This window comes from Agrobacterium sp. RC10-4-1, assembly GCF_014138475.1.
Classification (GTDB): Bacteria; Pseudomonadota; Alphaproteobacteria; order Rhizobiales; family Rhizobiaceae; genus Agrobacterium; species Agrobacterium pusense.
Window position 1 is genome coordinate 24887 of record NZ_JACJIT010000015.1, and the last position, 17847, is coordinate 42733.

General features: G+C 59.6%; 20 protein-coding genes. 15 read left to right on the forward strand and 5 right to left on the reverse strand.

What is annotated here, in order from left to right; genetic code table 11:
* The first annotated feature begins 33 nt into the window (after positions 1-33).
* The 15 genes from ubiT (at position 34) to FHW77_RS26000 (ending at position 12406) form a co-directional block, all read left to right on the forward strand.
* On the forward strand, positions 34-549 hold the full coding sequence (ubiT, locus tag FHW77_RS25930; protein ID WP_182591035.1) for a ubiquinone anaerobic biosynthesis accessory factor UbiT: 516 nt from the start codon (positions 34-36) through the stop codon (positions 547-549).
* Entirely contained in the window at positions 540-1517 is a 978-nt protein-coding gene (gene ubiU / locus FHW77_RS25935; RefSeq protein WP_182591036.1) for a ubiquinone anaerobic biosynthesis protein UbiU, read from the forward strand. Before ubiT ends, ubiU begins: the two co-directional genes overlap by 10 nt.
* A gap of 5 nt (positions 1518-1522) precedes the next feature.
* A complete protein-coding gene (ubiV, locus tag FHW77_RS25940; RefSeq protein ID WP_182591037.1) occupies positions 1523-2461 on the forward strand; it encodes a ubiquinone anaerobic biosynthesis protein UbiV in 939 nt (312 codons plus the stop codon).
* Positions 2458-2841: a hypothetical protein gene (locus FHW77_RS25945; RefSeq protein ID WP_182591038.1), complete on the forward strand. Its 384-nt coding sequence runs from the start codon at positions 2458-2460 to the stop codon at positions 2839-2841. Before ubiV ends, FHW77_RS25945 begins: the two co-directional genes overlap by 4 nt.
* Positions 2842-2981: 140 nt before the next feature.
* The gene (locus FHW77_RS25950; RefSeq protein ID WP_182591039.1) at positions 2982-3965 is read left to right on the forward strand and encodes an ABC transporter substrate-binding protein; all 984 of its coding nucleotides are present in this window, start codon (positions 2982-2984) and stop codon (positions 3963-3965) included.
* A gap of 5 nt (positions 3966-3970) precedes the next feature.
* Positions 3971-4780, forward strand: coding sequence for an ABC transporter permease (locus tag FHW77_RS25955; RefSeq protein ID WP_182591040.1), 810 nt, complete (start codon positions 3971-3973; stop codon positions 4778-4780).
* Positions 4777-5529: an ATP-binding cassette domain-containing protein gene (locus FHW77_RS25960; protein ID WP_182591041.1), complete on the forward strand. Its 753-nt coding sequence runs from the start codon at positions 4777-4779 to the stop codon at positions 5527-5529. Before FHW77_RS25955 ends, FHW77_RS25960 begins: the two co-directional genes overlap by 4 nt.
* Positions 5526-6713, forward strand: a complete 1188-nt coding sequence (locus FHW77_RS25965) for an NnrS family protein (RefSeq protein WP_182591042.1) — start codon at positions 5526-5528, stop codon at positions 6711-6713. The genes FHW77_RS25960 and FHW77_RS25965 overlap by 4 nt, the downstream gene beginning before the upstream one ends.
* A 181-nt stretch (positions 6714-6894) precedes the next feature.
* A complete protein-coding gene (gene napE, locus FHW77_RS25970; RefSeq protein ID WP_107676969.1) occupies positions 6895-7080 on the forward strand; it encodes a periplasmic nitrate reductase, NapE protein in 186 nt (61 codons plus the stop codon).
* A 7-nt stretch (positions 7081-7087) separates the two neighbouring features.
* A complete protein-coding gene (locus tag FHW77_RS25975; protein WP_182591043.1) occupies positions 7088-7585 on the forward strand; it encodes a ferredoxin-type protein NapF in 498 nt (165 codons plus the stop codon).
* A complete protein-coding gene (locus FHW77_RS25980) occupies positions 7578-7865 on the forward strand; it encodes a chaperone NapD (protein WP_060724395.1) in 288 nt (95 codons plus the stop codon). Before FHW77_RS25975 ends, FHW77_RS25980 begins: the two co-directional genes overlap by 8 nt.
* Positions 7840-10344: a periplasmic nitrate reductase subunit alpha gene (gene napA / locus FHW77_RS25985; RefSeq protein ID WP_182591044.1), complete on the forward strand. Its 2505-nt coding sequence runs from the start codon at positions 7840-7842 to the stop codon at positions 10342-10344. Before FHW77_RS25980 ends, napA begins: the two co-directional genes overlap by 26 nt.
* Entirely contained in the window at positions 10314-10805 is a 492-nt protein-coding gene (locus tag FHW77_RS25990) for a nitrate reductase cytochrome c-type subunit (protein ID WP_034499927.1), read from the forward strand. Before napA ends, FHW77_RS25990 begins: the two co-directional genes overlap by 31 nt.
* The gene (locus FHW77_RS25995) at positions 10802-11503 is read left to right on the forward strand and encodes a cytochrome c3 family protein (protein WP_081859578.1); all 702 of its coding nucleotides are present in this window, start codon (positions 10802-10804) and stop codon (positions 11501-11503) included. The genes FHW77_RS25990 and FHW77_RS25995 overlap by 4 nt, the downstream gene beginning before the upstream one ends.
* 660 nt (positions 11504-12163) lie before the next feature.
* Positions 12164-12406, forward strand: a complete 243-nt coding sequence (locus tag FHW77_RS26000; RefSeq protein ID WP_182591045.1) for a hypothetical protein — start codon at positions 12164-12166, stop codon at positions 12404-12406.
* A gap of 1385 nt (positions 12407-13791) precedes the next feature.
* On the opposite strand, the gene FHW77_RS26005 is transcribed toward FHW77_RS26000, so the two are convergent.
* The 5 genes from FHW77_RS26005 to FHW77_RS26630 form a co-directional block, all read right to left on the reverse strand.
* Complete coding sequence (locus FHW77_RS26005) at positions 13792-14205, reverse strand: hypothetical protein (RefSeq protein WP_182591046.1); 414 nt, start codon at positions 14203-14205, stop codon at positions 13792-13794.
* Between the two features lie 90 nt (positions 14206-14295).
* Complete coding sequence (locus FHW77_RS26010; protein WP_182591047.1) at positions 14296-15072, reverse strand: SOS response-associated peptidase family protein; 777 nt, start codon at positions 15070-15072, stop codon at positions 14296-14298.
* Between the two features lie 294 nt (positions 15073-15366).
* Positions 15367-16323 (reverse strand): DUF808 domain-containing protein, encoded by a 957-nt coding sequence (locus FHW77_RS26015; RefSeq protein ID WP_182591048.1) that lies wholly within the window; start codon positions 16321-16323, stop codon positions 15367-15369.
* A 75-nt stretch (positions 16324-16398) separates the two neighbouring features.
* Positions 16399-17364, reverse strand: a complete 966-nt coding sequence (locus FHW77_RS26020; RefSeq protein ID WP_006699058.1) for a magnesium and cobalt transport protein CorA — start codon at positions 17362-17364, stop codon at positions 16399-16401.
* A gap of 75 nt (positions 17365-17439) precedes the next feature.
* Positions 17440-17847: hypothetical protein (locus FHW77_RS26630; protein ID WP_210277085.1), on the reverse strand; the 408-nt coding region annotated here is incomplete at its 5' end.

Below are 17847 nucleotides of genomic sequence, written 5' to 3' on the forward strand. Positions count from 1 at the left end.
TTGCCGCCCGCAACTGAGCCGACAGGACCTTTCATGAGACCTTTTCCCGCCGCCATCGCCCGCCCCATGAATTTCCTACCCCTTGCCGTGGTGCAGCGAGCGACGGCGGCGATGCTGGCACAGATCATGAAGCGGCATCCGGATATGTTCGTCCGGCTCGGTGAACATCGTGGCAAGCGCTACGCCTTTCTGCCCGTCGATCTCCCCTTCGCCTTCATGGTCGAGCCGGCAGGTCGCGCCATCACCGTCAGCCGCAAGGCTCGCCTGCCCAAGACGGATGCGGCGGTCGAGGGACCGCTTTTCATGCTGCTTGCGCTGATGGAGGGGCGGCAGGATGCCGATGCGCTGTTCTTTTCGCGTGATCTCAGCGTCACCGGCGACATGGAGGCGATGCTGGCGCTGCGCAATGCGCTTGATGACAGCGGCATCGATCTGCCGCGTGACCTCGGTGCATTTGCCGGGCCTTTCGCGCCCATGATAACGCGTGTCGCGAACCGCCTGCGTGGCCATGTTCTGTCCGAAACGCGGGGAGTTGACGCATGGAACTGATCTGTCCTGCGGGAACGCCTGCCGCCTTTCGCGAGGCCGTGGATGCCGGGGCGGATGCGGTCTATTGCGGTTTTCGGGATGAAACCAATGCCCGCAATTTCCCCGGCCTTAATTTTTCCCGCGAGGAACTTGCCGAGGCCATCGTTTACGCGAAAAAGCGCGGTGTCCAGACCTTCGTGGCGCTCAACACCTTCATGCGTGCTGGCAATGAGGATATCTGGTATCGCGGCGCGGCCGATGCCGTGAAGGCGGGGGCGGACGCACTTATCCTTGCCGATTTCGGCCTGATGGCGCATGTGGCGGAACATCATCCGCAGCAGCGTATCCACGTCTCCGTGCAGGCTTCCGCCTCCAATGCGGACGCGGTGAATTTCCTCGTCGATGCCTTCGGCGCGAAACGCGTGGTGCTGCCGCGCACCCTGACGATTGCCGACATCGCCCGGCTGGCGCGGCAAATCCGCTGCGAAATCGAAATTTTCGTGTTCGGAGGTCTCTGCGTCATGGCGGAAGGGCGCTGCTCGCTATCCTCCTACGCCACAGGCAAGTCACCCAACATGAACGGCGTCTGCTCGCCGGCAAGCCACGTCCGCTACCGGCAGGACGGGCAGGCGCTGGTGTCGGAACTTGGCGAATACACCATCAACCGATTTCCGGCCGGCGAGGCGGCGGGTTACCCCACGCTGTGCAAGGGCCGTTTCGAGATTGCCGATGACAAGTCCTATGCCTTCGAAGATCCGGTATCGCTTGACGTGATGGACCAGATCGATGCGCTGCGCGAGGCGGGGGTCAGCGCGCTGAAGATCGAGGGTCGCCAGCGCGGCAAGGCCTATGTGGCGGAAGTGGTTTCCACCCTGCACCGAGCGCTTTCCGCCGGTGCCGAAGAGCGCGGCAGGCTGCTCTCACGCCTGCGGCTCTTGAGCGAAGGCCAGCGCACCACCGTTGGCGCTTATGAAAAACGCTGGAGATGATGGCGATGGCAAAACCCGCAAAGGCCACTCTGGCGCTCGGCCCGGTCCTTTATCTCTGGCAGGGCGAGAAATGGCGAGATTTCTATTTTCGCATCGCCGATGAAGCGCCCGTCAGCCACGTCTATCTCGGTGAAACCGTCTGCTCCAAACGGTTTCATTTTACCGCGCCGCATTTCGCCGACGCGATCGAGCGACTGGAGAGTGCCGGAAAGAAGGTGATCCTCTCGACGCTTTCGCTGGTGACGCTGGAGCGGGAAAGTCGCCAGCTGCGCGGTCTGATCGCCGATAGCCCCTATCCGGTTGAGGCGAACGATCTTTCCGCGCTCGGCGTACTGCACGGCACGCCGCATGTCGTCGGGCCAGTGGTGAATGTTTATAATGCCGCAACCGCGCGGCTGCTTTCTTCTCGTGGGGCGAGTGCCATCTGCCTGCCGCCGGAACTGCCGATGACCTCGGTGGAGCGGATCGTGGCGCAGACGCCTAATGTGGACTTCGAAATCTTCGCCTTCGGCCGCCTGCCGCTCGCCATTTCGGCGCGCTGCGCCCATGCCCGCGCCAAGGGCAATATCAAGGATAATTGCCAGTTCGTCTGCGGCGACGATCCGGATGGATTGCCGGTGCGTACGCTCGACAGGCAGTCATTTCTGGCGCTGAACGGGGTGCAGACGGTGTCGCACACCTGCCAGTCGCTGCTTGGCGAATTGCCGAATCTGGCCATCGCCGGTATCAACCGCTTCCGGCTGTCGCCGCAGGACTGCGACATGGTTGCCGTGGCGCAAATCCATGACGATGTCCTGGCCGGCAGGCGGGAGGCGGAGGACGGTCTTGCACGTCTCGGGCAAATCTATCCGGACGTGCCCTTTTCCAACGGTTTTCACCACGGGCAGGAAGGGGCGGCCTGGATCGCCCGCGCCCGCAACACGGCGCATGGGGTGAACGCATGACGACGAACGGGCAAAGTGAACAAACGCTCTCCGCGGCCGCGCCGGGCGGAGCGGATATCGCGGCGGCGATCCATCTCGTGCGTAACGTGGTTTTGCCAAGAGCGCTCGATTGCGGCTGCCGCGACAAGGTGCACGACGCGCTGCGCGAGCTTGAGGATTTCGAGCGCCAGCGCAATGTCGTCAAGCTTCTGGCCGCCGCCCGCGAGGAGCGGCGCAAGATCGCGCTCCTGACCGAGATGCTCTGCGATTTCGCCGAAGACGACACGGTGGATCAAGGCGTGGTTGAAACCGCAAGCCTGATGTTTCTCGATATCGCTGCCGCCGCTCAGGAGGGCTCGCGGCTCCTGCGGGACGCGCTCTCACTCAAGATGGGTGAATAATCCCTGTTTTCGGCCCTGTTTGATCCTGCGCAAAGAGCACCCGCTTGCAAAATGTCATTTCCGGGTTGGTGACGCTTCGGGCCGCAAGGTCGGTTGTGCGGGCATCGGGGGCGCTTCCGGCGCGAACAAGGATCAGGACCATGGCCCATCTCACCCGTCGTCAGGCTCTTTCGGCCTTTTCCGGGCTCGCGGTCGCGACATTTGCCGCACCGCATGTTGCGAAGGCGGAAGCGCCGCTCACCTTTTATGGCCCTCCGGCCGCGCCCTCCGCCGTGCTGGCCCATGCGGTAAATGGCGGGTTCCTGAAGGATGTCGCACCCGGAGCAGTCTTCAAAGCCTGGAAAACACCAGATGAAATGCGCGCCGCCGTCGCCTCCGGCTCCATGGGAGCGGTGGTGATGCCGAGCTACGGCGCCGCCAATCTTCATAATCGCGGCCTCGGCCTCGGGCTGTTGAACGTGCTGACCACGGGCCTGCTCTATATCGTTTCGAAAGACGGGGCGCTGAACTCCCTGCAAAGCCTTTCCGGCAAGATCCTCGCTTTGCCGTTCAAGAACGACATGCCCGATTTCGTGCTGCGCCGCCTTGTTGCCGAAAACGGCCTGAAGCCCGGTGACATCAGGCTGGAATATGCCGCCTCGCCGCCGGAAGCCGTGCAATTGCTGTTGACGGGCCGGGTGGATGCCGCCCTGCTGAGCGAACCGGCCGCAACCGCTGTGCTGATCAAGGCGAAGTCGTTTTTCATGACCGTGCGCCGCACCATCGATATCCAGCGGGAATGGGCGAATGTGGCCGGCAAGGCCGAAATCCCGCAGGCCGGCCTCGCCTTGACGTCGCAGGTTCAGCAAAAGCTTGGCAAGTCCGGCATAGAGGCTCTACAGGCCGCCATGGAGGAGGCGCTCGCCAGCGCCATGGCCGATCCGAAGACGGCGGCCGACGCCGTCGCCGAAGCCTTGGGCTTTCCGCCCGACATCATCGCGGCCTCCTTCCCGACTAGCCATCTATGTGCGCTGAAGGCAAGTGCTGCGCGTACCGATCTCGAGGCGTTTTACGATGAACTTGCCAAGGCAGACCCGGCAATCATCGGCGGCCGGCGGCCGGATGACGGTTTTTATCTGGTATAGCAGGCATGAACCGTATTCTCGAAAGTCTTGGCTGGATGGGCCGCTATCTCTGGGCGGGCTGGGCGGGGCTTTCGGGTATTTTCTGCTTTCTCGCCGCCTGGCAAGCCGGGCATGAAATTTATGGCTCCTTCATCCTGCCTTCGCCGGGTGAGACCTTCGCGGCTATCGGAATGCTTGCGGCGAGGCCGGATTTCTTCGCGATCCTGTCGCAGAGCGCCGTCAGGGCCCTGACCGGCTTTGCCATCGCCGCCGGCATCGGCACGGTGGCGGGCGTGCTGGCGGGTTATTCCTTCGCGGCCATGCGTTTGATGAAGCCTGTTGTCACCGTTCTGCTTGGCGTGCCGCCCATCGGCTGGATCGTGCTGGCGCTCATCTGGTTCGGCTCGTCGGGGGGCACGGCCGTCGTGACCGTCATCATCGCCTCGGCCCCCTTGTCCTTTGCCGGTGCGCTGGAAGGTGTCGCAAAGCGCGACCACCAGCTGGAGGTGATGGCACAGGCCTTCGCCGCTCCGTGGTTTTACCGGCTGCGCACCGTCACCATGCCGCATGTGCTCTCCTACCTCTTCCCGGCCTGGACGACGACGGCGGGAAGCGCGTGGAAAGTAACCGTCATGGCCGAGCTCCTTTCGAATTCCGGCGGCATTGGCGGCGAACTGGCCACCGCACGCGCTCTGTTCGACATCACACAGGTCAGCGCCTGGCTCACCATCACGGTCGGCCTTGCACTGTTGACCGATTACGGCCTGCTTCATCTGTTACGCGAAGCGCTGGAACGCTGGCGCGCAGCCGGGCTGCCATGGGGTGTCAAACGATGAGCGACCGTTCCATCCTGCGTTTCGAACATGTCGGCCACGCCTTTTTAGGCCGCAGCCTGTTCGAGAATTTCGATCTCGGCATAGCGCCGGGGGAAACCGTGGCGCTGCTCGGCCCCTCCGGCAGCGGCAAGACGACGATCCTGCAGATCGCGGCTGGCATCATCGATCCCGTTCGCGGCCGCGTGCACCGCGATTATCGCCGGCAGGGTCTGGTGTTTCAGGAGCCGAGGCTGCTGCCGTGGATGACGCTGATCGACAATATTGCCTACGGCCTTGCGGCGGCCGGGATGCCGAAACGGGAGCGGCGCGAAAGGGCGGGCCTTTTTGCGCTGGAAGTGGGTCTGGAGGTGGCTGATTTCGGCAAATATCCGGTGGAACTCTCCGGCGGCATGCGCCAGCGCGCCGGCGTTGCGCGGGCGCTCGCCGTGGAGCCGGACATGCTGTTTCTGGATGAGCCCTTCAGCGCCGTCGATGTCGGCCTGCGCCGTCATTTGCAGGAGCTTCTGGTAAGCGCCGCCCGTCGGCGCGGTTTTTCCACCCTTCTGGTCACCCATGATCTTCACGAGGCGTTGCTGGTTGCCGACAGGCTGATCGTGCTCTCCGGCGTCGACGGCCGAGTCGTTGCCGCGCATAAGCCCGCGGGTTCGCCGGGCCGGCGCATGGCGCGTGCGGTTTTCGACGAAGCGGAACGCCTGTCCGAGAGCCCGGCCTTCGCCGAACTGTTTTCAGCAAGGGAGCAGGTCAGATGAGGCAGCCCCCCATCCTTTCCGAAGCCCTGCGGCTGTTTTTCCCTCTGGCCGCCATGCATGGCGCGGTTTGGCCGTTTTTGTGGGTAGTTATCGGCGGTTACGGCCTGCCTTTCGCCGATGCCGTGCCTGCCTCGCAATGGCACGCCCATGAGATGCTTTTTGGCACCTATGGCATGGCGCTTGCGGGTTTCCTCGGGTCGGCGGTGCCGGAATGGACGGATACGGAATCGGCGCAGGGGAGAGCGCTGGTCCATCTTGCCTGCCTCTGGGTGCCGGGCCGCATCATCGGTGTCTTGGGGGCTGATGCGTGGAGCCTGCTGGCCGGCTTTTTCGATATGGCTTTTCTGCTGGCGCTCTCTGTTCTCATCGGTCGGGCGATGCTGGCGCGGCGCACGGTGAAACACCTGCCGTTCCTTTTTTGGCTTCTTCTGTTTACGGCGGCTGAAGCCGGTGTGCGTTATGCCTGGTGGAGCGGCGATCTCGAACTTGCATCCCGCATGCTGGAGGCGGCGCTGTGCATTTTCACCGTGCTGTTTTCGCTTTCCGCCACACGTATCAATGTGGTCGTCATCAATCTGGCGCTCGATCCCGGCGGCGAGACCACGCCTTACCGGCCGCATCCCGGCCGCCAGCATATGGCAGGCGCCATGGTGACGCTTTACATGGCGGCGAAACTTTTCTTTCCGCAGAGCGATGTCTGCGCCTGGCTTTCGCTTGCGGCCGGCGCCGCCTTTTTCGACCGGCTGGCCGAATGGTTCATCGGGCGTGCCGTCTTTAAGACCGAGGTGCTGTTGCTTGGCCTCGGCAACGCCTTTGCGGGCGTGGGTTTTCTGGCGCTCGGCGCGACACGGCTCGGTTTTTCCGTTACGCCCGCCGCAGGGCTGCATCTGCTCTCGATCGGGGCGCTTGGATGCGCCATCATGGCAGTGTTCATCATTGCCGGGCTGCGGCATACGGGCCGCGATCTGACACATCTGCCATGGCAGGCGCATGTGGCCGCCGCTCTGATGGCGATCGCCGGGCTGGTCCGCATCCTCCCGGAATTCGACTTTGCCGCAACATTGTCTCCCTATCACCATGGCCTCAGCGCCGTTTTGTGGGCGGTGAGCTTCGGGGTCTGGTTGCAGAGTTTCCTGCCCTTCATGCGCGCGCCTGGCATGGACGATGCAGGAGTCTGCGGATGAGAGCGAGACACTGTTCGCCCGTCTAATGTTTATTTTTTGAGCAGAAGCATAATGCGAAATCAGTGATTTAGGCGAGCCGTCTTGATGAATGTTAGTTTTGATAAATAATCAATAAAATCAAGTGGTTGAATATTTCTGTCTTTTGGGGGATGATGACTCGAAACGAATAGGAAACGCGAATATGCCTAAAATAGTCGCGCCTCAACACGCAGATGAAAAGCCTGGCCGGACGAGGGAACTTGTTACCTTCGCGGTTCTGGCCTTTGGAATCTGGCCCGTTCTGGCGGTCGGATTTGTCGGGGCTTATGGCTTTATCGTCTGGATGTTCCAGATCATTTACGGCCCTCCGGGGCCGCCCGGTCATTGAGGGCGCCATGATGATGAAAGCCTCTCTCAGCCGGCGCGATTTGCTGCGCGGCGGGCAAAAACATAGACCACGCATCTGTCCCCCCGGGGTCGCGTTGAGCGACCTCACCGCTTGTAGCGGTTGTGCAAAATGTGTCGAAGCCTGTCCCAGCGGCATCATTGCCATGGTGGGCGGTTTGCCTTCGGTGGATTTTTCCAGCAGGGAATGTACCTTTTGTGGCAAATGCGCGGAGGCCTGTCCGGAGCCGGTGTTTGCCGCCTCCGCCTCGCAACGCTTCGATCATGTCATGGCGATCGGCGAGGGCTGTCTCGCCTTCGGCAATATTGATTGCCAGGCCTGCCGCGATGCCTGCCCGACCGAGGCCATCCGGTTTCGTCCCCGCCGCGGCGGGCCCTTCGTGCCTGAACTTATCGAACAAGCCTGCACCGGCTGCGGGGCCTGCGTGTCCGTCTGCCCGGCCAGCGTGATCGAGATCAAGGAAGCCACGGAGATGCAATATGCCTGAAAATACAGGCCGGTATCATGTTTCAAGCGCCGTGGTGGCGGTGATGCCGCAGATGCGGGACGCCGTGCTGGCAACGCTTTTAACGCTCGACAATGTCGAGGTTCATGGCGAGGGCAACGGCAAGATCGTCATCGTCATAGACGGCACGAGCACCGGCATGCTGGGCGATACGCTCACTTATATTTCGACACTCGACGGTGTGATTGCCGCCAACATGGTTTTCGAACACGTCGACACAGAGGAGACAAGCGGCGATGAGCAGCGAACTGACGCGGCGTGATCTATTGAAAGCCCATGCCGCCGGCATTGCGGCGGCAACGGCGGGCATTGCGCTGCCGGCCGCCGCCCAGCCGGTGCCAGGCGGGGTTTCCGCATTGCAGATCAAGTGGTCCAAGGCGCCCTGTCGTTTCTGCGGCACGGGCTGCGGCGTCATGGTCGGCGTCAAGGAAGGCAAGGTTGTCGCCACCCATGGCGACATGCAGGCGGAGGTCAATCGCGGCCTCAACTGCATCAAGGGCTATTTCCTGTCCAAGATCATGTATGGCAAGGACCGCCTGCAGACCCCGCTTCTGCGCAAGAGAAACGGCGTTTACGCCAAGGATGGCGAGTTCGAGCCTGTGAGCTGGGACGAGGCCTTCGACGTCATGGCCGCGCAGTGCAAGCGGGTGTTGAAGGAGAAGGGACCGACGGCCGTCGGCATGTTCGGCTCCGGCCAATGGACGATCTTCGAAGGTTACGCCGCAACCAAGCTGATGCGTGCCGGCTTCCGCTCCAACAATCTCGATCCCAATGCTCGTCACTGCATGGCGTCTGCTGCCTATGCCTTCATGCGCACCTTTGGCATGGATGAGCCGATGGGCTGTTACGACGATTTCGAACATGCCGATGCCTTCGTTCTCTGGGGCTCGAACATGGCGGAAATGCATCCCATTTTATGGACGCGTATCGCCGACCGGCGTCTGGGTTTCGACCATGTGAAGGTGGCGGTGCTTTCGACCTTCACCCATCGCAGCATGGACCTTGCCGACATCCCGATGGTCTTCAAGCCGGGCACCGATCTCGTCATCCTCAATTACATCGCCAACCACATCATCAAGACCGGGCGCGTTAACGAAGACTTCGTGAGGAACCACACGAAATTCGTGCGCGGCGTCACCGATATCGGTTATGGCCTGCGGCCCGACAATCCGGTGGAGATGAATGCCGTCAATTCCGTGGATCCGACCAAGACCGAAGCGATCGATTTCGAAACCTTCAAGGAATTCGTCTCCGAGTACACGCTGGAAAAGACCGCAGCCATGACCGGCGTTGAAGCCGGTTTTCTGGAGGAGCTGGCCGAGCTTTATGCCGACCCGAAACGCAAGGTCATGTCGCTCTGGACCATGGGTTTCAACCAGCATGTTCGCGGCGTCTGGGCCAACCAGATGGTCTATAACATCCATCTGCTGACGGGGAAGATTTCCGAGCCGGGCAACAGCCCGTTCTCGCTCACCGGCCAGCCCTCGGCCTGCGGCACGGCGCGTGAGGTGGGAACCTTCGCCCACCGCCTGCCTGCCGACATGACGGTGACCAACCCTGAGCACCGCAAACATGCCGAAGAAATCTGGCGCATCCCGCACGGCATCATCCCGGAAAAGCCGGGTTACCACGCCGTGCAGCAGGACCGCATGCTGCATGACGGCAAGCTGAATTTCTACTGGGTGCAGGTCAATAACAACGTACAGGCAGGTCCCAACACCAAGAACGAGACCTATCAGGGATATCGCAACCCGGAAAACTTCATCGTTGTTTCCGATGCCTATCCGACCATCACGGCTATGAGCGCCGACCTCATCCTGCCCGCCGCCATGTGGGTGGAAAAGGAGGGAGCCTATGGCAATGCCGAGCGGCGCACCCATGTCTGGCACCAGCTTGTCGAGGCCTCGGGTGAGGCGCGTTCCGATCTCTGGCAGCTGGTGGAATTCTCCAAGCGCTTCACCACGGATGAGGTGTGGCCGGCGGAGATACTGGAAGCCAATCCCGCCTATCGCGGAAAGACGCTGTACGAGGTGCTCTTCAAGGACAGTGATGTCGGCAAGTTCCCGCTGAGCGAGATCAACGCTGAATACGAAAACCAGGAAGCAAAACACTTCGGATTCTATCTCCAGAAGGGTCTCTTTGAGGAATATGCCGCCTTCGGGCGGGGCCACGGCCATGATCTGGCGCCCTATGATGCCTATCACGAGGTGCGCGGCATGCGCTGGCCGGTGGTGGACGGAAAGGAAACGCTGTGGCGTTACCGAGAGGGTTACGACCCTTATGTAAAGCCGGGCGAAGGCGTGAAATTCTACGGCAACAAGGACGGCAAGGCGGTCATCATTGCCGTGCCTTACGAACCGCCGGCGGAATCCCCGGATGCGGAGTTCGATACCTGGCTGGTGACGGGCCGCGTGCTGGAGCATTGGCATTCCGGTTCGATGACCATGCGTGTGCCGGAACTCTACAAGGCGTTCCCGGGCGCCCGCTGTTTCATGAATGCCGACGATGCGCGAAAGCGCGGCCTCAATCAGGGCGCAGAAATCCGCATCGTGTCGCGCCGCGGTGAAATACGTTCCCGGGTGGAAACGCGCGGCCGCAACCGCATGCCGCCAGGCGTCATCTTCGTTCCCTGGTTCGATGCCAGCCAGCTCATCAACAAGGTCACGCTCGACGCAACCGATCCCATCTCCAAGCAGACGGATTTCAAGAAATGCGCAGTCAAGATAGAGCCAGTCGCATGATCAGGAAACACGGATGGATCGCCGCCACGCTTCTGGTCGTGGCGTTGGCGACGGGGGCCGTTGCGCAGATGGTGCCGGAATTGTCCGGCCCACGCGGTGACGCCATGCAGACCGAACCCGCCAAACCCCTGCCGAAATGGGTGGTCGACGATTTTAGACGCATGCGCGCTTACCCGGAGCAGCCGCCGGTCATCCCGCATTCGATCGACGGTTACCAGCTTTCGGTCAATGCCAACCGCTGTCTTTCCTGTCACAAACGCGAGTTCACGCAGGATTCCGGCGCGCCGATGATCAGCGTCACCCACTATATGACGCGCGAAGGCCAGATGCTGGCGGACGTTTCGCCACGCCGTTATTTCTGCACCGCCTGCCATGTCCCGCAGGCTGATACCCGACCGCTTGTGCCCAGCACGTTTGAGGACATGAGCACGATGGGCGTCAAACCGGCGGGTAGCGAATGATGATTACCCGTGTGAAGAAACTTCTCGCCTGGTTATGGGCGGTTCTGACGACGCCGGCTGGCACGCTCAGCCTCGCCTTCCTGACGCTAGGCGGCTTCGTCGGTGGCGTGATGTTCTGGGGCGCCTTTAACACCGCGCTCGAGATGACCAACAAGGAAGCCTTCTGCATTTCCTGCCACGAGATGCGTGCCAATGTGTATGAGGAGCTGACTCGAACGGTGCATTTCTCCAACCGTTCCGGCGTGCGCGCCTCCTGTCCCGATTGCCACGTGCCGCATGAATGGACCGACAAGATCGCCCGCAAAATGCAGGCCTCCAAGGAAGTCTGGGGCAAGATTTTTGGCACAATCGACACCCGCAAGAAGTTTCTAGACAAGCGGCTGGAACTTGCCCAGCACGAATGGTCGCGCCTCAAGGCCAATGACAGTCTGGAATGCCGCAACTGCCACTCCTCCGTCGCCATGGACTTTACCAAACAGACACAGCGCGCCGCCGATATCCATTCCAAATATCTGCTGACGGGCAAGGCCACCTGCATCGACTGCCACAAGGGCATCGCCCATGAACTGCCGAACATGGAGGGCATCGACCCGGGTTGGAAAATGCCGCCGGCCCTCAACGATGAACCAGGACAGACGGCATCTGCGATCGATGATCTGCGGCGGGCGATGAGCGATGTGCACCGCAACGTATTCTAGGCCCCCTGGTTCCAAAGAGAGCCTTCGATCGCCGCGCCGTCTGTGCGGGCGTCGAAGCCTATGAGGCAGCCGGGCCGTGCGGTCATGCGCGATCCGTTCGAACAGGACACCGGTGACGATCGTTAAACCGGAAATCCTCCGCCAGGAGGGAAGCTGCGCGAACTATGGCCCGGAACCCGTGCTGATCTGCTCGAGGTCGGGTGCAATCGTCTTGAAAAAATAATCGTCTTTCAGGAGGACGGTAGCGGCATTCGGCTCACCATCGAGGCGATATATCCATAATAGTGATATCCAGCTCATGCGCAGGCGAGACCAGTTCGTTTTACCGGATTTCTCACAAGCAAAATCGAGGGCAGTAACAACCGTTTATCAGGACATCGCTGATGAACATGGTTCTTCGCATGAAATCCTGGTAACGCCGCTTTGCGTAAGGTCGGCGTGGGTACTTGCTGGACAAGCACATGCGGTTCGCGAATTTTCGAGGGATACGGCAATCCATGAATTTCCAACGGCTCTCCGCCAAGACTAATCTGACGGAGCCCGGGTTAGCCGCACTTCGGAATTTTGCCGTGGTGTTAACCATACATAAAATCGCCGCTCCAAGGTCTCTTCGGTTATGTTAACAGTTGGTGAAAATCCCGATCGGGTTGGACCAACGACGTGAGCTTTGTGCTGGAGAAACACTGGGATCGGCTCCTTAAGGAGATTGCAGCGTGTGAAGTGGCGGTTCGAGAAATCGAAACCGACCTTCGACTTCGTGCTATGTCGAACGACGCCAGCGACAAGGAGTTGGCTCTCTTGCGGCGGCTGAAACATGAAAAGGCCGATTTGCTTTATCGTTGCCAAAACCTCCGAGAAGCCTTCATCGCGTTGCTGGATAAAAGCAGTATCGCGGCCGAATAGGTTCAAGGTCGGAGTTGCGGCTAACTTTGGACCTACTTTTATCGATTTTGTCAGGCGTTCGTCGTCCCGGCTTTGGAGACGTGGCCCGAAGCTCGCACTGGGTCATCCCTGCCAAGCTCTCCGGCTGGCCCTGGGCGGCTTGCAGTTTCCAAATCGGCAACCATGCCGGCGCGAGGCGGCGATGGGCCGAGGCTGGCAGCGTCTGCCCTGGAGGCTCGGCAGAACGCGCGCATAATTAATACTGCCTCATGCAAACAGTCGCGAGGCGTTCCCCATACCCGAGCCACGCTCCGCCTCGAGCCACCTGAGGATATGCCCGTGTTGCGAGCGTTTCGTGGGAAGCTGTTCATCGTAGAGCAGCGCCTTATACACACATTTGCGTGCCGTCAGCGGCTGCAGGCAGCAGCAGCCATCGTCCTGGGCTCGGTTCGATCAACACGATGCGTGCTCAGTCCGTTACTGGAGTGGGACGTTGACGCCGCAATCGTTGACGTGGAGATCCACGATCAGACACTACTGAATGTGTCGATTGTACTGGAGAGACGTCAAAATGCCGTTCGTTTTCGCGAACCGGGCCAAATCGAACGACTGCGGTTAACTCTATGACCGGCGATAGCGCGGAGCTTCGCAATTAGCCGATGCGCTTTTCGGTCCACCCGGAACGTCGTCCGCTATCACTGACAGTCGCTCGACAATCGATCGTTGTCGGAACGACGCTCAATGCCTGGGCGAGGATGAGTAGTGAATTCCCGCAAAGCGACGCCTCGCAATGTCGCGAGTAACTCTACATCGATCCTGGAGTCGGGATCGGCGCCCGGAAAATCCCGGATGACCTCGCCTATCGTTTTTTCAACAAGCCGGCTCTGCATCCGCTCGTCAGCGGTAAACCGCGCGGCCCAGCGAAAAAGGAGGCGTCGAAGTGGACATTCCTGGAAATTGGATGGTTTGGGCACGCAGCCGTCCTCCACACGATATAGGCGGGAGCACGTAGTAACCCTCAGGTGCCACCGCCTATGTATTCGGTTGGCGACAATGCAAAAAGTGTAACACGTCTCGTGGAAGAGTCGAGCGATTAGATTTCAAGGATACGGAGTTGCAGCCCTGTAGCAGGCCGTCGCTGGCGGTCTGAACCGCTTTTGAAGGCATAACTTGCTTGCGATGTGAGCAAAAGGAAACCCTCCAGAGCGGAGGGTTCGAAGGTGTGCAACCATGACAGGCTGCAAGCGCATGGACGGGGGAAAGACCATCCGCCTACCCAACCGTCGCTGTGATGATTTGTTCCTAAAAATTCGATCCTCAATTGAGGTTATTGCGGCGCTTGCAGCCGGTATGCTTGCACCACTGGTTCTCATGAATGCCCTTGCCGGCCTTACTGCTCTCAACGTTCATTGATGGGCATCTCCGATTATATCGACTGGCCCTCTCGATGTTTCCATCAGCGGCCAGCGGACCTTCTTCTTCCATTCAGTCAAGGCATCGGCGGGTGAGGTGCAGAATACCCACTCAATGAAAGCATCGGATATGTTGGGATGGTCATAGAGGAGGGCGGCGATGCCTTTCCGGTCGCTGAACAATATCTCAATCCTCGCTCCCGTCGGAATGTCGTCATCATCTGCCCAGAGTTCCATGGCGACATATCCGGAATAGGCAGTCAGGTCGGATTCCCGGTCGACTTCGGCGACCAGCCTTTGGTCGAGATTATCGTGAGTGGATTTCCGCACGCCGAAGAATTGACCATCCTCCAGAAATCTCTTGGGATAGACACCATGATTTTCGAGAATGTAAGGGTGGATATGCATCTTCCTTCTCCTCTCTCCGAACAGTTCGGCGGGTTTAGTCTCCTCACGACAGGGCTGTGGCCCAGGCAGTGGTGAGGTAATGGCCGCCGATTATAAAAGGCGTCCTTGCTCCTCCACCGGTTCTCCACTTTGCGAAACGATCGTTGATCCGTACGGTTCGCGTGATGAAATGATCAGCGCGTCGTTCGGTAACGGGCGGGCGAGCTCCTTTGCCTCATTCCACGGAGCCCGCATCCAGACTTCGGTTTCTTCCCTCGTCAGCAGCAGGACCGGCATGGCCTTTTCATGGATCGGCTTCACGAGGTCATTCGGATCGGTCGTCAGGAAACCGTATAGGTCGTCGGTTGTGAGCCCATCCCTGACCTTGCGGACGCTCTTCCATTGCGGCACGTGGACGCCGGCAAAGAACATCAGCGATTTCGCATCATCACGGGCAAACCAGGCGTTGGGCACATTGCCACCCTCCTGTTTGCTCATCGGATCCGGCTCGGCAAAGCTTGTGACCGGGACAAGGCACCTGTGCTCGACGCCGAACCATCGCGTCCAGTGAGGGAGATTGAGTTTGCGCACATTCGTCACGCCACGGTCCGGTTCCATGCGGATGAGTTCGTCCATATCGACGGCCTGACCTTTGGCCTTCAGTTTTCCCGCTCTCGCTTCCGCAGCTTTCTTCTGCACGAAAATCGGCGAGGGCAGGCCCCACCGTGCATGAACCAGCTGCTTCTTGCCGTCAGCCGTGTTTCGGACAATCGGCCCCATCTGGTCGGGGTTCATCTGATAGGCCGGCATCAGGTTGATCAGGCTTTCGGCGTCCTGGGCCCACTTTGAGACCCAGTCCTTGTCGTCCATCCGATAAAGGTTGCACATGCTGGCAGTTCCCCCTTGGTCCGGATGCAATGTGCTCACCGCATCACGTGCGCTTCACTAGTGGAGCATATAAAACGCCGGTATTGTCCTGCCGTTCCCCCATACCTGGTAGGAGCCCGTCGCACTTTGTCGTAAGCCGTCACAAGCGCGGCCACCGTGGCGCCGGACATAACCCAATGCGGCTGGCCCTTGCGCGTCCGTCAAATCTGGCAAGGTCGGTCCATCCAGAACGACGATAGCAGCGACACGTGCGGTAATCCACCGCACGTGGTTCTATGAACCAGCCACGGAACGCTAGCTGGCCCTGGTGTAGCCAGGAATGAGTTGCTTCCAGATGGACAGGAGCAGGATTGCAATTGCGCCTGTCGCAATGCCGATGATTGCCTGGGCCAAAGAGGTAGCCAGCCACTTGGTGATTTGCGGAAGAACCGCCACTGTGTGTTCGATCTTAGATGCAAACATTTCAATCAGATGCTCTGGTTGATGCAATCCAAGCCCTGCCAGACTGTGCACGATGATGCTTCCACCTACCCACAGCATTGCCGCCGTCCCGACGATAGCCAATGCCTTCAAAAGCACGGGCACGCCCTTCACGAGGCCCGCTCCGACTTTGCTTGCTAAAGGGCTTCCTGCCTTTGCCAGGTGCAGTCCCACATCGTCTGCTTTGACGATGATGGCCACGACGCCATATACTGCTGCGGTGATCAGGATGCCGACGGTTGCCAGCACCGCAGCTTGCGAATAGATGCTCAATGTCGAAACCCCGGCAAGCGTAAGCGCCATGATCTCGGCTGAAAGGATAAAGTCGGTCCGGATCGCGCCGGAAACTTTGCGGCTTTCGAGATCCGCCGCGTCGAGCGCCGCGTTCTGAGCCTGGTCGTGCTTCGTGACGTGAGGAAAGAAGGCCTCGTGAAGCTTCTCCGCGCCTTCAAAGGACAGATAAATTCCGCCGATCATGAGCAGGGGGGTAATGAGCCATGGAGCAAAATATCCAAGCACAAGACAGATCGGCAGGAGAAAGATCAGCTTGTTTTTCAGCGATCCGAGCGCAATCTTTCCGATAATCGGAAGCTCACGTGCAGGAGCCAGGCCGATAACATAGGTCGGAGTAACGGCAGTATCGTCGATCACAACGCCCGCCGCCTTCACGCTGGCTTTCGCTGTCTGCGTTGCGATGTCGTCCAACGAGGCAGCTGCCGCCTTCGCGATGGCTGCAACGTCGTCAAGCAATGCGATCAGTCCAGTGGCCAAATCCAACTCCTTTACGGCTTCAGTGCGATGCGATTTTAGGCTGTGCGCTCGATAGTCTTGAGAGACGGGATTACACTACAGCCACCCTGTTTTTTTGAAACTGGAATACAGGATAGCGCAAAGTGTAAGAATGACACCGATTACGACATAATAGCCATATTCCGATTTCAGCTCCGGCATATGCTCAAAATTCATTCCATAAATGCCAGCTATCGCCGTAGGCACGGCGAGAATCGCGGCCCAGGCAGCAAGCTGCCGGGTGATTGTTCCCTGACGCTGCTGTTCCAGAAGGTTTGAGGCTTCGAACACGGAGGTGATGATTTCTCGCAGACCTGACATCATGAACTCGACGCGCCGAACGTGGTCGAGCACATCCCGGAAATAGGCCTTGGCATTGTCGTCGATACAGGGCAGTTCGAGGTTTGTCAGCTTGCCCACGACCTCGGCCATCGGGCCGAGGATGCGCTGAAACCGGATGACCTGTCGGCGCATGCGAAAAAGCCGTCTGATCTGCTCGCGTTCGAGAAAGGAGATCAGCATATGCTTTTCCATCTCGAGCACCTTGTCCTCCAGAGCCTCGACCATCGGAAGATAGCCGTCTACCACGAAGTCGATGATACCGTGCAGGACATAGTCGGGCCCGTGATCCAGGAGTTGTGGAGACTGTTCGAGCTGTTCCCGTAACTCCCTGTGTGAGCGCGCGGAACCATGACGAACGGAGATCACATGGTGCCGGCCGACAAAAATACAGGTCTCGCCATAGGCAATCTTGTCTCCTTCGAGATGGGCGGTCTTGATGATGACGAACAGCTGGTCGCCATAGACTTCGACTTTGGGCACCTGTTTGCCATTGAGGGCATCTTCTACCGCCAACGGATGCAGATCGAACATCGACTTGAGGCATGCCATTTCATCGGGTGTCGGGTCGGCAATGCCGATCCAGGCAAATTCGCCGTCGGTCTCTTGGAACGGGTCGCCCGTCAAGGGGAGTTTCTCAGTGCGCTCGCCGAGCCGATAGATGTAAGAGGCTATAACTGTCATGAAGGTCGCTCTCTAATGGCAATGGCTTGCGATGTGGCACCCAGCTACAGCCGTGGCAAGAGGGCGACGCAAAGTCTAAATGCCAGGACTGTGTCCATAGGGCGTCATCAGCCACTTTGCTACTGCATCGAAGCAGGGAAACGCTGCTGCAAATCTGAAGTTCGTTAAAGGGAAACCGGCTTCAAACTGATCTCGATGCGGAACAGGCACTTTAACGAGACGTTTCGACAGCGATGGAGTACGGCCAATGTCAGCTTCGTTCAGTCCCCTAAACGACGTGAGACGGGTCGCGCCCCGCAAGGTCTTCCGGTTCGAGATCCGCAGGATCGCGTTTCGTTGCCCGCAGAACCCGTTGAAAAAGAGAAATCCGGGGACATCGCGCTGTACCGTAAGCGGCAAGGAAACCCCATCTGGCGCGGCTGATGCTGAGTAGGGTATTTCGGGCGTAGGAGTTCTCTGAATGTGAGGATCTATGTCTAGACC

What these genes read in the sequence shown, in the direction of transcription:
- FHW77_RS25945 (WP_182591038.1), top strand. Translation starts at nt 2,458, where the DNA reads ATGACGACGAACGGGCAAAGTGAACAAACGCTCTCCGCGGCCGCGCCG.
- FHW77_RS25950 (WP_182591039.1), top strand. Translation starts at nt 2,982, where the DNA reads ATGGCCCATCTCACCCGTCGTCAGGCTCTTTCGGCCTTTTCCGGGCTC.
- FHW77_RS25980 (WP_060724395.1), top strand. Translation starts at nt 7,578, where the DNA reads ATGCCTGAAAATACAGGCCGGTATCATGTTTCAAGCGCCGTGGTGGCG.
- ubiU (WP_182591036.1), top strand. Translation starts at nt 540, where the DNA reads ATGGAACTGATCTGTCCTGCGGGAACGCCTGCCGCCTTTCGCGAGGCC.
- FHW77_RS25955 (WP_182591040.1), top strand. Translation starts at nt 3,971, where the DNA reads ATGAACCGTATTCTCGAAAGTCTTGGCTGGATGGGCCGCTATCTCTGG.
- FHW77_RS25990 (WP_034499927.1), top strand. Translation starts at nt 10,314, where the DNA reads ATGCGCAGTCAAGATAGAGCCAGTCGCATGATCAGGAAACACGGATGG.
- FHW77_RS26010 (WP_182591047.1), bottom strand. Translation starts at nt 15,072, where the DNA reads ATGTGCAACCTTTATCGGATGGACGACAAGGACTGGGTCTCAAAGTGG.
- FHW77_RS25995 (WP_081859578.1), top strand. Translation starts at nt 10,802, where the DNA reads ATGATGATTACCCGTGTGAAGAAACTTCTCGCCTGGTTATGGGCGGTT.
- FHW77_RS26005 (WP_182591046.1), bottom strand. Translation starts at nt 14,205, where the DNA reads ATGCATATCCACCCTTACATTCTCGAAAATCATGGTGTCTATCCCAAG.
- FHW77_RS25960 (WP_182591041.1), top strand. Translation starts at nt 4,777, where the DNA reads ATGAGCGACCGTTCCATCCTGCGTTTCGAACATGTCGGCCACGCCTTT.
- FHW77_RS25975 (WP_182591043.1), top strand. Translation starts at nt 7,088, where the DNA reads ATGATGATGAAAGCCTCTCTCAGCCGGCGCGATTTGCTGCGCGGCGGG.
- napA (WP_182591044.1), top strand. Translation starts at nt 7,840, where the DNA reads ATGAGCAGCGAACTGACGCGGCGTGATCTATTGAAAGCCCATGCCGCC.
- ubiV (WP_182591037.1), top strand. Translation starts at nt 1,523, where the DNA reads ATGGCAAAACCCGCAAAGGCCACTCTGGCGCTCGGCCCGGTCCTTTAT.
- ubiT (WP_182591035.1), top strand. Translation starts at nt 34, where the DNA reads ATGAGACCTTTTCCCGCCGCCATCGCCCGCCCCATGAATTTCCTACCC.
- FHW77_RS25965 (WP_182591042.1), top strand. Translation starts at nt 5,526, where the DNA reads ATGAGGCAGCCCCCCATCCTTTCCGAAGCCCTGCGGCTGTTTTTCCCT.
- FHW77_RS26020 (WP_006699058.1), bottom strand. Translation starts at nt 17,364, where the DNA reads ATGACAGTTATAGCCTCTTACATCTATCGGCTCGGCGAGCGCACTGAG.
- napE (WP_107676969.1), top strand. Translation starts at nt 6,895, where the DNA reads ATGCCTAAAATAGTCGCGCCTCAACACGCAGATGAAAAGCCTGGCCGG.